14 protein-coding genes are annotated in these 19,023 nt (G+C 52.5%); 13 read left to right on the top strand and 1 reads right to left on the bottom strand.

Annotated elements, in window-relative coordinates; genetic code table 11:
• Window positions 1–6 precede the first annotated feature (6 nt).
• From JW814_04615 to JW814_04555, 13 genes are all read left to right on the top strand, one after another.
• Entirely contained in the window at window positions 7–3,168 is a 3,162-nt protein-coding gene (locus tag JW814_04615) for a GAF domain-containing protein (GenBank protein MBN2070720.1), read from the top strand.
• Window positions 3,165–3,542, top strand: coding sequence for a response regulator (locus tag JW814_04610; protein MBN2070719.1), 378 nt, complete (start codon window positions 3,165–3,167; stop codon window positions 3,540–3,542). The genes JW814_04615 and JW814_04610 overlap by 4 nt, the downstream gene beginning before the upstream one ends.
• A gap of 135 nt (window positions 3,543–3,677) precedes the next feature.
• A complete protein-coding gene (gene priA / locus JW814_04605; protein MBN2070718.1) occupies window positions 3,678–5,681 on the top strand; it encodes a primosomal protein N' in 2,004 nt (667 codons plus the stop codon).
• Between the two features lie 139 nt (window positions 5,682–5,820).
• On the top strand, window positions 5,821–6,879 hold the full coding sequence (locus JW814_04600; GenBank protein MBN2070717.1) for a tetratricopeptide repeat protein: 1,059 nt from the start codon (window positions 5,821–5,823) through the stop codon (window positions 6,877–6,879).
• 441 nt (window positions 6,880–7,320) lie between these two features.
• Window positions 7,321–8,568, top strand: coding sequence for a transcription termination factor Rho (gene rho, locus JW814_04595; GenBank protein ID MBN2070716.1), 1,248 nt, complete (start codon window positions 7,321–7,323; stop codon window positions 8,566–8,568).
• A 137-nt stretch (window positions 8,569–8,705) separates the two neighbouring features.
• A complete protein-coding gene (gene rpmE, locus JW814_04590; GenBank protein ID MBN2070715.1) occupies window positions 8,706–8,927 on the top strand; it encodes a 50S ribosomal protein L31 in 222 nt (73 codons plus the stop codon).
• 44 nt (window positions 8,928–8,971) lie between these two features.
• Window positions 8,972–9,892: a DUF1385 domain-containing protein gene (locus JW814_04585; GenBank protein ID MBN2070714.1), complete on the top strand. Its 921-nt coding sequence runs from the start codon at window positions 8,972–8,974 to the stop codon at window positions 9,890–9,892.
• 84 nt (window positions 9,893–9,976) lie between these two features.
• Window positions 9,977–11,071: a peptide chain release factor 1 gene (prfA, locus tag JW814_04580; GenBank protein MBN2070713.1), complete on the top strand. Its 1,095-nt coding sequence runs from the start codon at window positions 9,977–9,979 to the stop codon at window positions 11,069–11,071.
• Window positions 11,072–11,145: 74 nt separating this feature from the next.
• Complete coding sequence (gene prmC / locus JW814_04575) at window positions 11,146–12,009, top strand: peptide chain release factor N(5)-glutamine methyltransferase (protein ID MBN2070712.1); 864 nt, start codon at window positions 11,146–11,148, stop codon at window positions 12,007–12,009.
• A 19-nt stretch (window positions 12,010–12,028) separates the two neighbouring features.
• A complete protein-coding gene (gene murA, locus JW814_04570; protein MBN2070711.1) occupies window positions 12,029–13,282 on the top strand; it encodes a UDP-N-acetylglucosamine 1-carboxyvinyltransferase in 1,254 nt (417 codons plus the stop codon).
• Window positions 13,283–13,306: 24 nt separating this feature from the next.
• Window positions 13,307–15,217 carry a selenocysteine-specific translation elongation factor gene (gene selB, locus JW814_04565; GenBank protein MBN2070710.1) on the top strand — a complete coding sequence of 637 codons (1,911 nt, stop codon included), beginning with the start codon at window positions 13,307–13,309 and terminating at the stop codon, window positions 15,215–15,217.
• Window positions 15,218–15,228: 11 nt separating this feature from the next.
• Window positions 15,229–16,329: a flavodoxin-dependent (E)-4-hydroxy-3-methylbut-2-enyl-diphosphate synthase gene (ispG, locus tag JW814_04560; GenBank protein ID MBN2070709.1), complete on the top strand. Its 1,101-nt coding sequence runs from the start codon at window positions 15,229–15,231 to the stop codon at window positions 16,327–16,329.
• A gap of 154 nt (window positions 16,330–16,483) precedes the next feature.
• A complete protein-coding gene (locus JW814_04555; GenBank protein MBN2070708.1) occupies window positions 16,484–16,843 on the top strand; it encodes a hypothetical protein in 360 nt (119 codons plus the stop codon).
• Between the two features lie 352 nt (window positions 16,844–17,195).
• Here JW814_04555 and JW814_04550 read toward each other — a convergent pair whose 3' ends face one another.
• Window positions 17,196–18,914, bottom strand: a complete 1,719-nt coding sequence (locus JW814_04550; protein ID MBN2070707.1) for a DUF814 domain-containing protein — start codon at window positions 18,912–18,914, stop codon at window positions 17,196–17,198.
• Window positions 18,915–19,023: the final 109 nt, after the last annotated feature.

Genomic DNA, 19,023 nt, shown 5'->3' with positions numbered 1-19,023 from the left:
CACCCGATGTTAAGGTCGGGCGCTGAAAACATTTTTATGGGTGACGCTGGATCTCTGACATACGTCTTCCTCGTTGCTTTCCTCTCTCTCCTGTCGGTCTATCGAATAGTCACGGCGATGAGGGGAAGGACCGCGACGGTAGCGCGGGGGCTTGTTGCCGGACTGCTGCTTATCTCTCTCTCCAGGGCGGTAAATATTTCTACGCTTCCGCTTCAGCACGCCGGATTCGGTTTCATATCCTCTATTCTTTCGATAGCAGGTTTCTATATCGTCATGACAATCATGGCTTCGGGCAGAAGGGAAGAGGATATTTCCTTCTGGAACAAAAGGATCGTTATTCCCGCTGTCGCGGTGGGCCTTATCATCGGAGGAATCATCCAGTTCGCCGTTATAGGCGGCATAGTCGTCCTGACTTTCTTCTATTCCGTTTCAGCATTCATGCCGGCGGGAGTAATGGCTGGGTATCTGCACGCGAGAAAGAGGATAGGGTCCAGGACGCCGGCGTTATTCACCGTTTCAGCGGTGTTTCTGATGGTGTCTACGATGATGATGAGCCTTCGACATTCCGGGATCACGGGGGCTGATCCGTTCTGGAGCCAGCTCTTCTCCCTGATAGATATAACGGGATTTTTCCTTTTCCTTGGCGCTTTCGTCAGTGACACCGGGAATGTCCGGATCGCCCGGGAGACCGAATCGATCCAGCCAAGGATAACGGCGCCATTTAACAGCGCCGAGGCGGTATCGGACGCGTCCGGGGAAGGGAGACACCTGGTTGATATCAGCCTGATGGTAATAAGGGACGAGAGGACACAGAGCGTTTACAGAAAGATCGCTGATTCGCTGATCGAAGAAACGGGCGCGGATTTTGCGCATATCAGGGTGGCGGGCGGTTCCGATGAGATACTCGAGACACAGGCGTTTGTCGTTAAAGAAGACAGAGAACTTGCCTCTCACTTTTCAAAGAGTGTCAAGAAGTCGAGGATCAAGAGCCTTTGCCGGGACGAGAATGCCGCGGGTTACGGATACAGGATTGAAAAAGATTCGCTGGGAGAGGAGATATCCGAATTTGTACCGGAAGATATCGAATGGGAGGAGGGTTCGCTTCTGCTGATGCCGGTGAAGTTCGAAGGGGTCCTGAAAGGGGTAATGACGGCCGGATTCCTGCATGACGGGATAACATCCGCGACGAAAAGCATGTGGATATATTCGAACAATATCATAGAGATCTTTGCCCGCGAGAATTTCAGAAGCAGGATCAAGAACGGTCAGAAGGAACTCCTCTTCGTAAAGGATGAACTCGAAGCGGCGAACCAGCTGAAATCGAATTTTCTTTCGATAGTCTCTCACGAACTCAGAACGCCTCTGACATCGGTGAAGGCCTATTCTGAGACCCTGCGAGACAACGTCGAGACGATTGAACGCGATACGATCGGGAATTTCCTGAACGTCATGGGAGAGGAGACCGACAGGATCATCAAGATGGTCGATAATATCCTCAACTATTCGAGTATGGAGACGGGGCGTCTTAAAGTCGAGAAATCGTCGTGCGACCTCAATCAGATAATAAGCGAAGTGCTCGATGAAGCAGATGATGATTTCGTCGAGCGTAATATAGAAAAGAACATAAAGATGCCGCGGCATCAAGTGTTGATCGATGCTGACAGGGAACTTATAAGGCAGCTGCTCCTCAATCTCGTCGGTAACGCCGTAAAATTCACACCCGAAAAGGGGAAAGTCACGATCACTCTCGAAGAAGAAGCTTCAGCGGCACGTATCGTCGTGCAGGACACGGGCAACGGGATCCCCGAGGATCAGCTTGAAAAGATCTTCGAAAGGTTCCACCAGGCAGACGCGACTGATACGCGTGAATATGGAGGATCGGGGCTCGGGCTCGCGATATGCAAGAATATAGTGGAATGGCACGATGGAAGGATCTGGGTGGAAAATGTCAAGGAAGCCGGCGCGAAATTCGTGATTATCCTTCCGATGAAGGACATAATCGTCAGACAGGCGACGGCTTCCGGCAATATCGGGTCGGTCCGTTTCGAAAGAGAAAGATATCTTTCCCTCCTGGTCGAGATGCTTTCGGAGTTCATGCAGGCCAGAAAAGCCTCGATAATGGTCCTCGATCAGAACAAGCAGGTCTTGAGGGTGATAGCGGCCAAGGGACTTGACGCGGAATTCGTGCAGAATACCAGGGTGGAGACAGGCGACCGGATCGCAGGCAGAGTCTTTCTCGAAGGAGAGTCCGTACAGGTCTTTGATATAGAAAACGACAAAAGAGTGGCGAGAGCGAACAACAGCGCCTATTACGGTACGAGCTCGTTCATATCTTCCCCGGTGAAGGTCGATGGCGATATCATCGGCGTCCTTAACGTAAGCGACCACGTTGACGGGCGTGAATTCACAAGGGCCGATACGGGGATCCTTGAAGCGTTCAGCGAGATCGTGGGAAGGATGCTCAAGAAGCTTGACGCTTATGAAAAAGTCTCGGGCAATTTCGAAAAAGTCAAGGACGCGATGAGATGCATACTCCACATGAGAGAAGGCGTCGGAAGCGGGAACCTCGTAAACTACACGCTTATAGCTCTCGCGATTGCCGACAGGCTGGGACTTACCGAAGAATCAAAGACGGCGCTGAGGATGGGGATGAACATCTACGACCTCGGGATGATGAAAGTACCGAGGAGTATCAGGGTCAAGAAGGAAGAACTGACGACCGGGGAAAAGAAAAAACTGATCGATCATCCGAATATCGGATTCTCGCTCCTCTCGCCGATGGGAATAGACGAGCGGATCATGAGGATGGTCATCTACCATCACGAACATTACGACGGAAGCGGATATCCCGAAGGGCTCGTCAGAGAGGAGATCCCGATCGAAGCAAGGATAATCAATGTCGTCGATTCGTTCAGGGCGCTTGTCTCGCAGGGGCCGTACAGAAGGGCGTTCACTCTCGACGAGGCGAAAAATGAAATAATCAGGGGCTCGAGGACGAAATTCGATCCGAAGATCGTGGGAGCTTTCGTAAAAGCGCTTCATGACACCGGGGCCAGAGTCGATAACGGCGATTTTTATCTCGATGTCATAGAGAAAGAGCTTGAAGAATCAAGAAAAGAAAATATGGAAAACTACGAAAAAGAAGCAAAGAAGGAGGAGATTACATGAGCAAGGGCAAGATTCTCGTCGTCGATGATGAGGTCAACATAACGCAGATCCTTGAGTTCAGCATCGGTTCGGAAGGGTATCAGGTCATCACGGCTTCGAACGGCGAGGAAGCGATAGATGTCGCGAGAAGGGAGCAGCCCGATCTTATCATTCTTGATATCATGATGCCGAAGATAGACGGATACGAAGCATGCAGGATCATCAAGACGAATCCTCTGACGAAAAATATCCCGGTCATTCTGCTCACGGCCAAGGGAAGGGATATAGACAAGAGGCTTGGTTATGAGGTAGGCGCGACCGATTACATAATAAAGCCTTTCAGCCCCAACAAGCTCATCGACAGGATCCAGAAACTTCTGGTCAGCGCGAAGTAGAGCATATTCACCGTATTATCAATAAGGGGCGGCCGGACGGGCCGCTCCCTCTTTACGCGTGGAGATGGGCTCCCGCACGCCACCCGTTCTTTTGAGTTGTCGAAGAGCCCCGGGGATAATATAATCTCCTGCACGATGACCGATGAAAAAAGCCATACCTCTTTTGCCGATGTTGCCCTGCCCATGCCCGTGGACAGGCTTTTTACATATAAAGTGCCCGATGAGCTCGCCAGGACCCTTTCTCCCGGATGCCGCGTCATGGTTCCCGTGGGAAGAAGAAAGGTGACGGGATACGTCATCTCGCTCCATTCCGACGATGAAGGGAAATTCCGGATAAAGGATATCCTCGCCCAGGTGGACGATCAGCCTCTTGTTACCGAAGATCTGATGAGGTTGGCGCGCTGGATATCTGATTACTATATCCATTCGCTCGGCGAAGTGCTCAGAGCGATGCTACCGGCGAGTATAAAGGGAAAGGGCAGGAAGTCAGCGGAAGACCAGAAGGAAGGAGAGTTTCCCCGCGAGGCTCACAGGCCGGTTCTTGGAAAGGACCAGCAGGCGGCGTTCGACGCGGTAATGGCTGCGTTTCATGGAGGCCGGGGGGAGAATTTCCTGATCTATGGGGTCACGGGAAGCGGCAAGACCGAAGTATACCTGCGCGTCATAGAGGAAGTACTGGCGGCCGGCAGGACAGCCCTTGTCCTCGTTCCCGAGATAGCGCTGATCCCGCAGTCAACGGCAAGGTTCAGAAGGAGATTCGGCAGCAGCGTCGCCGTTCTGCACAGCAGGCTAACCGGCCCGCAACGTTCATCGATATGGAAAAAAGCGGCGGCAGGAGATATCAGCGTGGTGATCGGTCCGCGCTCGGCAGTCTTCGTGCCGCTGAAGGACCTGGGTATGATAATCGTCGACGAAGAGCAGGACCCCTCTTTCAAACAGGAGGAAAAACCGCACTACAGCGCCGTGGAAGTCGCAAAGTTCAGGGGGAGGAACGAAAAAACAGTCGTCGTCTTCGGTTCGGCTACGCCTTCGCTCGAGATCTACGACAGCGCCCTGAAAAATGAAACGACCAGTTTCAGCATCTCTTCCCGTCCAGCGCAGAGCAGCCTTCCTCCGGTCGAGATCGTCGATATGCGAGGACGGGCCGAGCTGATCTCGGACGAACTGCTCCAGGCGCTTGAGGGATGCGTGGGAAAGGGTGAACAGGCTATCGTCCTTCTGAACAGGCGCGGGCACGCCAACTATATCCAGTGCCGCAAGTGCGGATGGATCGACCGGTGTCCGAACTGCTCGATCTCACTCACGTACCACAGCAGCGGGCACAGGCTGATCTGTCATTACTGCGGCTATTTGAGCTCTCTGCCCGACAGGTGCCCGAGATGTGGAGATTTCAATATCATTCAGAAAGGGATCGGGACCCAGAGAGTCGAGATGGAACTTGGCAACCTTGTTCCTTCGGCGAGGATCCTCAGGATGGATCTAGATACGACGGCGGGCAAGAGAAGCCATCTCGAGATACTTGAAAAATTCGCGAAAGGTGAGGCTCAGATCCTCCTCGGCACGAGGATGGTGGCAAAAGGCCATCACTATCCCGGAGTGACCCTGGTCGGAGTGATCGCGGCCGACGCGGGATTGAATTTTCCGGATTTCAGAGCCGCCGAAAGGACCTTTCAACTCCTTTCACAGGCGGCTGGCAGGACTGGAAGAGGCAGAAAGAAGGGAAATGTCATCATACAGGCCCTCGCGCCGGAGCATTACCTCTATGATTACCTTAAGACTCATGACTTCGACGGCTTCGCGAGGAATGAACTCCTTCTCAGAAAAGAATTCAGGTATCCTCCGGTGAGCAGGCTGATCCTCTTTACGTTATCTTCCGACTCACCTGGCCCCGCGTCGGCAGCCGCCTCGCGAGCGAGGGACGCGGTCGTTTCGGCAGGTATAGTCGATGAATCGGATATACTAGGTCCGGTGCCCGCGGTCGTCGGCAGACTGAGAAGGAAGTTCCGGTTCCAGGTCCTGGTAAAGGGGACGGGAGAGAACGCCGCCAAAAAGGCGATAGTTGATATCTTCAGAAAAGAACTGGACGGAAAGAGGGAAGTCGACCTCCAGTGGAACATCGATCCGGGGAACCTGTTTTAAGCCTGTCGGCTTCCCGGCGCGGGACCCGATAATTCTTGACATGGCAAAAAGTGATTGCTAGTTTTCAACTGGTGACGGGAGAGATAGTAATACAACTAGTGTTACGGTTTTTGTCCGTATTGAAGGAGGTATCTTCGGGATGAGAAGAAATCAGGCGGTACTGGCTCTGCTGGTCTTCATGCTTCTCGGCATCTTTGCCTGCAAAAGCGTAGAGACCACCAGCGCGATGCTTCATAACCAGACCAAGAATTTCGATAAGGCGATAGAGATGGCGACCCTTGCCATCGAGAAAAAACCCGATGACGCTGAAGCATATTTTCAGCTTGGAGTTTCGTACAGCTATACCGGAAAGATGAAAATGGCGTACGATTCTTTCATGAAGGCCGCCGAGCTCGATCCGAAGAAGGAAGAGGTGGTATCTCAGAATATCGCGTCGAACTGGGCTTCGCACTACAACAGGGGACTTAACGAGCTTCAGGCTGAAAACTACGAGGGCGCTGCCAAGGAATTCGCCGAAGCGACAGAGGCGGATCCGAGGAAGGTAAAAAGCTGGTATAATCTGGCGATGGTCTATAACCATCTTTCAGCCGAAGACAGCACCTATCTGGAACCGTCTTTCGAATCGGCTGATATGCTGATGGACAGGATCACGGAAGACCATGCCGATTACGGAAAGGTGCTGGCGCTTACGGGAAGGATCATGGTCAAACGCGGTGAGGATGAGAAGGCCCTTGAGATCTTCGACAAACTCCTCCTTTTTGATCCGGCCAAGGCCGAGACGGTCGAAGGCGTCGGCAATGATTACCTGCGCAGGAACGATTATGCCGGAGCGATCAAGCTTTATGAGATGGCGATAAACGCTTACATGCGTGCAGAGACCGAGAGCGCCGACGTCTATTATAATCTTGGCGTCTGTTATCTCAAGCAGGAAGAATATATGAAAGCTGCCGATGCCTATCAGCAGGTGATAGCGATAGAACCTGAAAACAGGCATGCTCATTACAGCCTCCTTCTCGCTTATTATCAGGGGGAATTCTGGGATGAAGTGATTCTGCAGGGGCAGAAGTATACTACCGAGATAGCGCCCGACGATCCCAGCGGATGGCAGATCCTCGGGCTTACCTATAACAAGAAACAGATGAAGACGATGGCTGAAAAGGCCATGGAAAAATATCTGGAACTCACCCAACAGCAGTAGATCATCGCGAGCGGGAGGGCCGGCAGGCCCACCCGCTTCTCGCGCGTCTTTCTCGGGACTTGAAATATTCGATCTTCTATTTTTCTTGACAGGAGGGCTTTTTTCAGGTAGATTGCCAGATATATAGAAAGAGCATCTTTCTTCGTTGTTTTTTTTGATCTCCATATAATACAGCCTGGAGACGGAACCCAAAGCGGCTCTGTATAATTCCCCCTCAAGGTATCAGAGCTACATGTCGATTGAAAGATTGTGAATCCACAGATACAGATAACAATGGAGTGACTTTAGGACGATTGTTGAAACGGTGTCAACCGGTTATCAGACCGATCATTTCAAACAAATCAACGAAAGAAAGTATCGGTGGCCAGTGAGACCTTTGGCCCTTTTCATGGAAATGAACAATAAGGCAGATTAACCAGGGATTAGAAAAGGTTGGGTGCGATGGATATTGCAGAACTGAAAAGCAAGAAGATCGATGAACTGATGGAGCTGGCCGATGAACTCAATGTCGAGGGCGCCAGCAATATGAGAAAACAGGAGATTATCTTCAGTATCCTGGAGGCGCAGGCCAAGATCAACGGCCTGATCTTCAATCAGGGTGTCCTGCAGATACTTCCGGAAGGTTTTGGTTTTCTCCGTTCCCCATCGTACAATTACCTTCCCGGTCCCGATGACATATATATTTCACCATCACAGATAAAGAAGTTTTCGCTGAGGACCGGCGATACGGTATATGGTCAGATACGGCCCCCGAAAGATTCGGAAAGGTACTTCGCCCTGCTCAAGGTGGAAGCGGTAAACGATGAACCACCGGAGAAGGCCCGCCAGAAGATGTTCTTTGATAACCTCACGCCTCTTTATCCTGAGAGTATCATCCAGCTCGAACATGATCCGAAAGACCTTTCGACAAGAGTGATGACGCTTCTGACCCCTATAGGCAAGGGCCAGAGAGCTTTGATCGTCGCTCCGCCGAGAACAGGGAAGACGATCCTTCTGCAGAAGATAGCGAACGCTATCACCACCAACCATCCGGAGATAGTGTTGATAGTGCTCCTAATAGACGAGCGGCCTGAAGAAGTGACCGACATGGAAAGATCGGTCAAGGGAGAAGTCATCAGCTCCACGTTCGATGAACCGGCCGACAGGCACGTCCAGGTCTCGGACATGGTGATCGAGAAGGCAAAGAGACTCGTCGAACATGGAAAGGATGTCGTTATCCTGCTCGACAGCATAACACGGCTCGCCAGAGCGCATAATGCCGTGGTGCCTCATTCGGGGAAGATACTTTCCGGAGGTGTCGATTCAAATGCCCTTCAGCGGCCGAAGAGGTTCTTTGGAGCGGCGAGGAACACCGAGGAACAGGGCTCGCTTACAATAATTGCTACGGCACTCGTCGAGACGGGAAGCAGGATGGATGAAGTTATCTTTGAAGAGTTCAAGGGAACGGGAAACCTCGAGATAGTGCTCGACAGGAGGCTGTCAGACAAGAGGGTCTGGCCGGCCATAGATATATTCAGGTCAGGTACGAGAAAAGAGGAGCTCCTTCTCGACGAGAAGGTCATTGCCAAGGTCTATATCCTTCGGAAGTTCCTCAGCGACAAGAATTGTGTCGAGGCGATGGAATTCCTTATGGAGAAAATGTCGAGGACAAAGACAAACGCGAAATTCCTGTCATCGATGAACGCGTGAGAGGGGCGGGAGAGAAGAATATAAAAATAATAAAATGACGGAAATAGTTTGAATTATGGAAAAAATAATATTAAATTGTATCCTCTGCGCGGGAAATGAGCGCGAACAGGTCCAGATTCAGGAATCGGAGCACAGAAATGAAGAAAGATATTCACCCCAAGTACACAAATACGAAAATAAGCTGTATTTGCGGTAACGTGATCGAGACATCTTCGACGCAGGAAGATATTCACGTGGAGATATGTTCCAACTGCCACCCTTTCTTTACAGGAAAGCAGAAACTTATCGATACGGCAGGGCGCGTTGAAAGATTCCAGCGCAAATACGGCGATTATCGTAAAAAAGAAGCAAAAGAATAAAAAAGCCGGCCTTCTTCTCTCACCGGGAATCAATCGGAGAAAAAATGCCTGCAAGGGAACGATCGGAGAATCTCCATGTCGGGGGACAGGCGGTCATCGAAGGTGTAATGATGCGTTCTCCCCGTGGGCTCGCGACTGCCGTCCGCGTTCCTGATGGCAGGATAGTCATCAAAGCGGAAAATTTCATCTCCCTTACAAAAAGAAACAGGATCCTCGCCCTTCCGGTGATCCGCGGGGCCGTCATGATGATCGAAACGCTGAGCGTCGCGATAAAGGCCCTTTCTTTTTCCGCCGACCAGGCGGTAGCTGAAGATGAGAAAAAGAAGGAGGGAGGCAAATCGCTTTCGACCTTTCAGATGGTTATGGTCGTAGCCGGCGCTTTCGCTCTCGGTTTTCTCGTCTTTTTCTATATCCCCCTTCTGATAACCGAGGCGTTCGGCTTTAAAAGTGGATTTTTCTTCAATCTCGTCGATGGGATCCTGAGGCTTCTCTTTGTTTTTCTCTATATAGTGCTGATAAGCAGGTGGAAGGATATGAGAAGGGTCTTTGAATATCACGGAGCCGAGCATAAGACGATCTTCGCCTTCGAGGACGACCCTGATGTCACCTGCGAAAAGGCGGCGGCAAGGTCGAGGCTCCATCCGAGATGCAGCACGAGTTTTTTGCTAATTATTGTGATCGTCAGCGTACTGGTTTTCGTCTTTTTAGGCAGGCCCGAGAATATCGCTGACCGCCTGGTCCGCTTCTCCCTTATTCCGGTGATCGCGGGGATATCATACGAATTGCTCAAGCTTTCGGCCCGTCCCGGGATCGATCGAAAGATCGGCTTTCTTTTCTGGCCGGGATTGTTCCTTCAGAGATTCACGACGAAAGAGCCATCCGCCGATCAGATAGAGGTCGCGATAGCGGCTCTCAACGCCTGCCTTGACGACAAATTGCTGGAAAGAAACGGTATTATTAATTAAAGTACGCGAACGGGCAGTACTTGCCGCCAGTCCGGAAGATTTCCTGTCCGGGCGGGGAAGGCGAAAGGACCATTTGTGGAAAATATCAAACGATACAAGAATATTCTCGATCGGTATGATAGCCTGGGTGACGAGCTGTCAAAACCGGAGAATATAAAAAACCAGGCTCTCTACAGAAAACTCGGCAAGGAGAGAAGCGACCTCGAAGAGGCGGTCGGAGCGATCAGGAAATATATGAAGCTTGCCGGGAGGCTTGATGAGGCGAGAGAAGTGGTCGCCGGGTCACAGGATGAGGAATTCATCGAACTGGCGAGAGCGGAGATAGAAGAGGTGGAAGACGAGTTTTATCAGCTCGAAGAAGATATCAAGCTGTTGCTTATCCCCAGGGACCCGGATGATTCGCGCAACACCGTCATAGAGATAAGGGCTGGCACCGGCGGGGATGAGGCGGCTCTTTTCGCCCATGATCTTTCAAGAATGTACAGGCTTTTTGCCGAGAACCAGAGATGGAAAGTCGATATACTGAGCAGCAGCCCGACCGAGATGGGGGGATTCAAGGAGATCATATTCCTCGTGGCTGGAGATAACGCTTACGGCAAGCTCAAATTCGAAAGTGGAGTGCACAGGGTCCAGAGAGTCCCCGTTACAGAATCGGGGGGAAGGATCCATACGTCTGCCGTTTCGGTTGCCGTACTGCCCGAAGCGGAAGAGGTCGATGTCGAGGTCGAGGCGAAGGACCTGAAGGTCGATGTCTACAGATCGAGCGGACCTGGGGGGCAGAGCGTAAACACGACCGACTCCGCCGTCAGGATCACCCATATTCCTACCGGTATGGTTGTCACCTGCCAGGATGAGAAATCGCAGCACAAGAATAAGGCCAAGGCGATGAAGGTCCTTCTTTCAAGGCTGCTTGAAAAATACAGAAGCGAACAGGCGGACGAGATCGCCCAGGCGAGAAAAGGGATGGTAGGCTCCGGCGACAGATCGGCGAAGATCAGGACGTACAATTATCCCCAGGGCCGGGTAAGCGACCACAGGATTGGGTTTACCTCGCATAATCTTGGAGGGATCCTTGACGGGGAGCTTGATGAATTGATCTCTGAACTCGCTCTTGCCGAGCGCGAAAATCTTCTCGCTCTCGAGATGAAAAAGGAAAAGGGAAAGGCCACAAGCAGTTAGATGCCCCGAAGGAACCTTGCACGTAGTCGATCCGCGCGGGGCAGGCTTGCAGGAAGAGGCAGGGTGTTGACAGAATGGCAAAGCCGCCGACAGTCCTCGACGCAGTCAGGCTCTCCGAAGAGTATCTTGGCCGCTATGGCGTGGATTCGCCGAGATTGAGCGCCGAACACCTCCTCGCAAGGGCGATGAACTGTTCCCGGCTCGATCTCTATCTGCGTTTCGAGGAAGAGCTAGCGGACGAGACGGTGCGTTCATACAGGGAATATCTGAAAAAAAGAGCTTCTCACTATCCCCTTCAATATATCCTCGGCCAGGTGGAGTTTTTTTCGCTTCCCTTCGCCGTCAGGGAAGGAGTCTTTATTCCCAGGCCTGAAACGGAACTTCTTGTGGAATGGATCGAACAGTCTTTTTCCGGGAGGGGGGAAGTAAGGTTTCTTGAGCTTGGGGCCGGTAGCGGCGTGATTTCCGGCACACTGGCAAAACGAAACGATAGCTGGAGCGGCATCGCGTTCGATCTCTCGGAAAAGGCGGCAAGGCTCGCTTCGGACAATTTTCAGGCGCTTGGAGTGTCAGACCGCGTCTCGCTCTTTGTCGGATCGATGTTCGATGCCGTCAGGGGAAAAGAACTTTTTGATCTTCTCGTCTCGAATCCTCCATATATTCCCGCGGCAGCGATAGAAGGCCTGCAGAAAGAAGTCTCGGTCCATGAGAACAGGCTGGCTCTTGACGGAGGCAAGGATGGACTTCTTTTCTACCCGGAACTGGCCGACGCGGGGATGGCCCTGCTCCGGCCTGGAGGGATGATAGCTGTCGAATCGGGTGATGGACAGGCGGCGATGATAAGGAGTATCTTCGAAGCAAGAGGGTATGAGAGAATAGAAATGAGATCGGACTATAACGGTTTGGAACGGATGAGCATCGCTTTCAGGCCCGGCTGAGGTTAAGGAGGACCTTGTTATGGACAGTTTCGCTATAAAGGGCCCGTGCCGCCTTGAGGGAAGCGTAAGAATAAGCGGAGCGAAAAACGCCATGTTGCCTCTTATGGCGGCGACTATATATACGGGCGGAAAATGCAGGCTTGAGAACGTTCCTGACCTACGCGACACGAGAACAATGATAGAACTTCTCAAGGTCCTCGGGATACCGGCAGTCCTGAAGGAAGGGGTTCTTGATGTCGATGCTTCCTCTCCCTCGGGTTTCGAGGCGCCGTACGATCTGGTCCGGACGATGAGAGCCTCGATCTACGCTCTCGGTCCTCTTGTCGCCCGTTTCGGAAAAGCCCGCGTCTCTCTCCCTGGCGGATGCGCGTGGGGGCCAAGGCCGATAAACCTTCACCTGCAGGGCCTCCAGTCGCTGGGAGCGAATATCACGATAAATCATGGATACATAGAGGCTACGGCGGAAAGACTCCGGGGCGCCGAGATATTTCTGACGATACCGAGTGTCGGGGCGACGGTGAATCTCATGCTTGCCGCGGCGCTTGCCGAAGGAAAGACGATAATCGAAAATGCCGCCCGGGAGCCGGAGATCGCTACCCTGGCCAAAGCGCTCAATGGAGCCGGCGCGATGATCGAGGGTGAAGGGACCTCCAGAATAGTGATAGAGGGCGTCTCTCGCGTCGAGCCATTCACCCACAGGGTCATCCCTGACAGGATCGAAGCGGGAACGTATGCGGCGGCGGCGGTCCTGACGGGAGGAAAAGTCGAGATCAACGATTGCGATCCGGATCACATGCACGCCGTGATCGACAAGTTACGATCCTGCGGCGCGAAGATCGACGTCTCCGATCGAACGATAGTCGTCGATGGTCCTGACAGAATAAAGCCGGTCGATATAGAGACCGGATTCTACCCGTCATTTCCGACCGATATGCAGGCGCAGATGATGGCTGTCATGGCTGTCGCTGAAGGGGCGAGCACTTTCGTTGAACATGTCTATACGGACAGGTTTACCCATGTCCCCGAGTTGAAGCGTCTCGGGGCGAAGATCAGCCTCGATGGAAGCGTGGCGGTGGTGAACGGCGTGGAAAAACTCGAGGGAGCTCCCGTAATGGCTACTGATATCAGGGCGAGTTCAGCCCTGATACTTGCCGCTCTGGTCGCCGAAGGAGATACGAAGATCCTGAGGATATACCACATCGACCGCGGATATGAACGAGTCGAGGAAAAATTCCGGAATCTCGGGGCCGAGATCGTTCGCGTCTCCGGGTAGAATGATGCGGAAGGAAGTCTTCTCTTGCGGAACGTCATCATAGGCACGGCTGGTCATGTCGATCATGGAAAGACAGAGATAGTAAGGGCTCTTACGGGACGAAATACCGATCGCCTCGAGGAGGAGAAGAAAAGAGGCATCTCGATCGTCCTCGGATTCGCTCCCCTTGATCTCGGAGAAGGGATAAGGGCCGGTATAGTCGATGTGCCAGGTCATGAGAGATTCGTTAAAAATATGGTCTCCGGGGCTGTCGGAGTCGATCTGGCGCTGATCGTCGTGGCGGCGGACGAGGGAGTGATGCCCCAGACGATCGAACATTTTGAGGTGCTGAGACTTCTCGGCGTAGAGGCGGGAGTCATAGCGATCACGAAAGCCGATATCGCCGATCCGGAGATAATGGAGATTGTCGAAAGCGACGTGAGGGAGCTTTTGAAAGGGACCCCCTTGGAGGATTCTCAAATCATAAGGACGTCGTCGGTGACCGGCGAAGGGATCGCCGGCTTGAAAAAGCTCCTACTCGAAAAATCGCTCGAAGTAGTCGTCAGACCGGGCGGAGATTATTTCAGGATGCCGGTCGACAGGGTATTTACCAGGCCGGGGATCGGGACTATCGTTACCGGGACGACGTGGCGAGGTGAAGTGGGTAAGGGAGACGAGCTTGTAATAGAACCGGGGGCGAAAAAGGTAAGGGTCAGGGATGTCCATAATTTTGAAGAAGTCCTTGGCCGGGCCGGCGCTGGAACTCGGACGGCACTCGCCCTGCATGGAGTGAAGACAGGTGAAGTCGATACTGGCGACCAGATCTTCTCTCCCGGCATAGCGGTCAATTCCGGCATGATCGACGCCCATATCGAGATAAGCAGGATAAAGGGTTCGCGGCTTCAGAACAGGCAGCGGGTCAGATTTCATCACGCGGCGGGAGAGATACTCGCCAGGGTGATCCTTCTGGACAGGGAGGAGCTCGGCGCCGGGGAAGAGGGACTGGTGCAACTCCGCCTGGAGAGGCCGACAGTCGCCATAGGAGCGGACAGGTTCGTCCTTAGAAGATATTCCCCCATGCGCATACTTGCCGGCGGCAGGATCCTCGATCCGGTCGCCCCCAAGGCGAAACGTTTCCAGGAAGGGCATATCACCTTTCTCAACGCTCTGTCGGGAGGGTCTCCACATGATCTTGTGATGGCTGTCGTTGAAAGATCCGACGGGGAAGGGGTGGCGGCCGGCGAGCTGGGGATCTTCGGGCTTTCGGATGAGGCAGTTGGTGTCACGGTGGCCTCTCTGATTGCTGGTGGCGGGATAATATCCGTTCAGGACAGGCTGATCTCTGCCGGCGTCGTAAGAAAAGCGAAAGAAAGGCTTCTCGATCTCCTCGACCTTCATAACGCGGAAAACCCGCTTGTCTGGGGTGTCGACCGGGAGCAGGCGAGAAAAGAGGCCGGATTCGGAAAAGGACCACTCTTCGAATATATACTCAGGGAAAGCGGTGACGAAGGGGTGATTTTCTTCAGGGGTGGAAGGATCAGGACGGGAAGCGATCTGATAGAACTCACCGGTGAGGACACTGAAATGCTTGGACGGCTTTTCTCGTCGATAGAGAAGGCGCGGCTGAGGTTCCCTTCTGCGGCCGATCTTCTTCCACTCGCCGGTGACCGGATCGTACTTGAAAGATATATGCATATACTCCAGGAAGAGGGTAAGGTAATTAAACTTGGCGGAGACAGGTTCGTCAGCAGGGCGGTGGTAGGCGATCTTCTCGGGCGGCTTGATTCGATATTCGAAAAGAACGAATCCCTCTCGATCGGTGATTTCAAGGAATTTTTCGACCTGTCAAGAAAATATGCCGTTCCACTTCTGGAGTATCTTGACAATGAAGGGATAACGGTAAGGAAAGGCGACTCCAGGGTGGCAGGCCCGAGACTCGGCCAGGAGAAACGGTAAAGGAGCTGACCATGCCAGAGAATGGGCTGCGCTCGCCCGGTATAAAAAGAAGAAAGACGAGAAAGGTGTTTTACGGCGGAGTAGCCGTAGGCGGCGGCGCGCCCGTGTCGGTACAGTCGATGTGTTCGGTACCGGTGACCTCGTTTGATCCGGTAGTTGAACAGATCGGAAAACTTGCCAGGGTGGGGTGCGAGATCGTCAGGGTGGCGGTCAGGGATGCCGTAGACGCTGAGCTTCTAAGCGATCTCTGCGAGGTGTCGCCGATACCGGTAGTCGCCGATATCCATTTTGATCATAAGCTGGCGGTTATGGCTGCCGGTACGGGCATTGCCGGACTGAGAATAAATCCGGGCAATATAGGTTCCTGGCAGAAGGTTGGGGAAGTCCTCGATGCTGCCGCCGGTGCGTCGCTGGTCGTGCGGATCGGAGTCAACGCGGGGTCACTGGAAAAAAAATATCGTTCCCTCTATGTCAAGGATCCGGCAAAAGCTCTATGCGAGAGCGCGCTTGACAGCGCGCGGTTCCTCGAAAAGGAAGGCTTCGCAGATGCCGTCTTCAGCCTGAAATCATCAGACCCGGCTATCACGGTAGAGGCTAACGGGCTCTTCGCCGCGGAAAATGATTATCCCCTGCATATCGGGGTCACGGAGGCCGGTCCTAAACTGACCGGAACAGCTCGTTCGGTCGTTGCCCTGACGCAGCTGCTGATCAGTGGTATCGGAGACACGGTCAGGATATCCTTATCCGGAGACCCGGTCGATGAAGTGGTCGTTACCTATGCGATGCTCTCTTCTCTCGGGCTCAGGAGTGACGTGCCGACGATCATATCCTGTCCGACATGCGGCCGATGTCATATTGATGTGGCGATGATCGCCGAATCGCTTCAGAAAGCTATGCCTGGAAAAGCGCGAGGCCTGAAAGTCGCTGTCATGGGGTGTGAAGTGAACGGTCCGGGGGAAGCGAAGGAAGCTGATATCGGAATAGCGGGAACCGGGAAAGGAGCTGTCCTTTTCCGCGATGGAAAGGTCTATAAAAGACTTGAAACCGGTTTTCTTGAGGAACTGCTGGCTGAGATAGAAAAAATTATAGTCGAAAAAAAGAAGATAAAATAAATTGTGATATGAAGTAAATATTTGTAGAAATATTTCATAAAATATGCTATATTGGCACCGATCTGGGAAGATCTGTGGATATCATCGATGTGCTGAAAACACCGAGAAGGTGGAGATGCAGTTTTACTTTAAAACCGGAGAGGGGAGGTCGTTGATGAGGATGATGACGAAGGTATTCCTGCTGGCAGTTTCGGTGTTGGTCCTCGCGTCAGTTCCTGTCAGGGCAGATGGAGCGCTTGGCATCGCCGTTGACAAGACGGTCAGCTCGGATGTGAGAGTCCTCGTTTTTGAAGGGACGACCTACAAGATCTTTACTATCTCCAATTATCTGATCACGTTCGAGAGAGTGGATAATACTCATCACAGGATCTACATCGATCCGATCGACGAGACGCTTCCCTGCTATGATATTTATATCCAGTGGGGATTCTTTTTGCCAGTACGTCTTGATATCGGTTCCGGAGGGACAAACAGCTATCTGCTCGGCACCGAGACGGGGTATGCGGAAAAGTAAGTGGTAAAGATTTTAACCTGGGGTTAAAATTCAGTACTTGCGTATTTTCAAATGACGATCAGGGTAGATTAAGCTTAAAAATCGGCCAATATAACTTTATTGTTATCAACAAGATATAAAAACACGGCGCTGGCCGTGGTTTTTTTTGTGGTACGACTTTTGCGTTAGAGACATATGCCTGCAGTAACAGGAAGATGTGAGGCAGAGTGGATAGTTTCGGGGTCGGCTGGCATGAGGTCCCGTGGGGGGCCTGGTCCGAAACCGGGATTATCAGAAAAAAGGGGATACCTTAAATGGTGTCCCCTTTTCGTTCTGTCCACGGGGGAAGGATTCCCTGCCTGGATTTCCGGTGTTACGATTTTCCACCGATATCCTTCTTGGCCTTTTCAGGTGGCCTGACGGGGGATACGAATATTGTGCGTTCTCTCGAGCATATCGCGCTGCCCGGTCTGGATTTCCTCGGTTTGCGGACATACCTTTTCTCGGTATAAATTACCGCGACGGTCGCGGAATTTCTCGCCTTGCTGAACCACGCGGCGATCTCGGCAGCCTTCTCAATGAACTCTCCCGGCGTCGAAAAAGTCGATCTTCTCAGAACTACATGCGATCCGGGAGAACCCTGCGCGTGGAACCAGAGGTCGTTCGGTGACGCATAGCGGTGAGTAAGATAATCGTTTTCCCTGTCGTTTCTGCCGACAAGGACGATGTGGTCCCGGTCGAGTATATATTTTCTGAACCGCTCCACTTCGCCGGGATCTTTCGATCTGTCTCTGCCCGGGCTTTTTTCAGGAAGAAAGGCGAGCAGTTCTTCCATTTCCGTCGTCGCCGAGATCTTTTCAAACATTTCCAGTTTTTTCCCCAGTTCCTTCTCGGTGGAAATGCGGTGGTTGCGTATAACAAGCCTTCCCTTTTCTCCCTTTTTCGCCTTCCTGTAATATTTTTTTATATTCTGATCGGGGCTCAACGCCGGATCGAGAGGTACGGTGATCGTCTTTTCGCCGGAAAAATCGCGCAATTCTATCTCTTTCATTCCCGGTCTTAAAAGATGCCTGAAAGTCGAGAGCAGATTGCCGAAAAGCCTCATCTCGCCGGCCATGTCGGCCCTGGCGAGATCGTCCGAGAGGTTTTCAAACAGTTTTCTCGATTTGTTAATGTCTCTTCTGACTATAGAGAGGATACGGTTTCGGTATTTTTCCGTGAATAGAGGGATGATTTTTTCCGTGGCGATCGCCTCGAGTCCCGCCATGAAGCCGGAAGGTCCTTCCGGTCTGGAGGGCGCAGGGATCGGTACGGGATAGAGGAGAGACTGGCCAACATCACCGATTTCAGGAAGGTCGTATATATTCCAGATGAAAGAAGATGATGAAAGCCTTTCGGATATTATTTCGAGATCGTGCCATACGCGAAGAAGCGCACCGTCATTTTTCCTGACAAGGATAGATGAGAGTACCGGGTCCATCCCCGATATCATCCTGACGAGGAGATCGGCAAGATCTGATTCCCCGGATTTCTGCTTCCTTGTCCGTGCACCGTTTTCCTTTTTCGCCGTCCGCACCGCCTGGGAGAGGATATCCTCAGGACATGCGCCCGGCAGCGAGAGAAGGTCCCAGCGCTTCGAAGGTGGGGATTCATAGGGGCTCTCCGGCGCTCGTGACCCGGTGGCTCCGATCGATCCAAGCAGCTTCTTTTCGGGAAGCTCGAAAAGAGAAAGGGCTTTTACCGCTGGAGCCATGTCGATCCTCAGGGAATATTCCTTTTCTTTCCCCCAGCTGTCTTTTGACTGGAGGCTGACAAGTATGATCCGGTCAAGTCCGACAGGCCTGATCGCTGAGATCACCGCCCCTTCGATCGTCTCGAAAGCCTGCCTTGACCGGCTCTTTGGAAAGATGCGGTTTTTCCCCGGGATCAGTTCGGCTTCTCTTGAAGCGAAGATGAGATGAAGAAAGGGTATCTCCTTGTCTTCAATTCCAATAGTGAGGCCGTAATCGAATGAGTCGACGCCTGTTATCTTTCTGCCAATCAGGGCGCGGCCGAGTTCCTTTCCAAGGGCGTATGCGGTAAGGCTGTTCATCGCCTGCATCATAAGAACTGGCGGGAACCATGTCAATCGCAATGGACGGAAAGCCTCTTTGACAATCGCGGCGAATGCTATTAAGATGTGACTGCGCCAGGTCAGGGAG

This window comes from Candidatus Krumholzibacteriota bacterium (assembly GCA_016932415.1).
In the GTDB taxonomy this organism is placed as follows: domain Bacteria; phylum Krumholzibacteriota; class Krumholzibacteriia; order Krumholzibacteriales; family Krumholzibacteriaceae; genus Krumholzibacterium.
The sequence above is the reverse complement of the archived record's forward strand: the minus strand, read 5'-3'. Positions and strand labels throughout refer to the sequence as shown.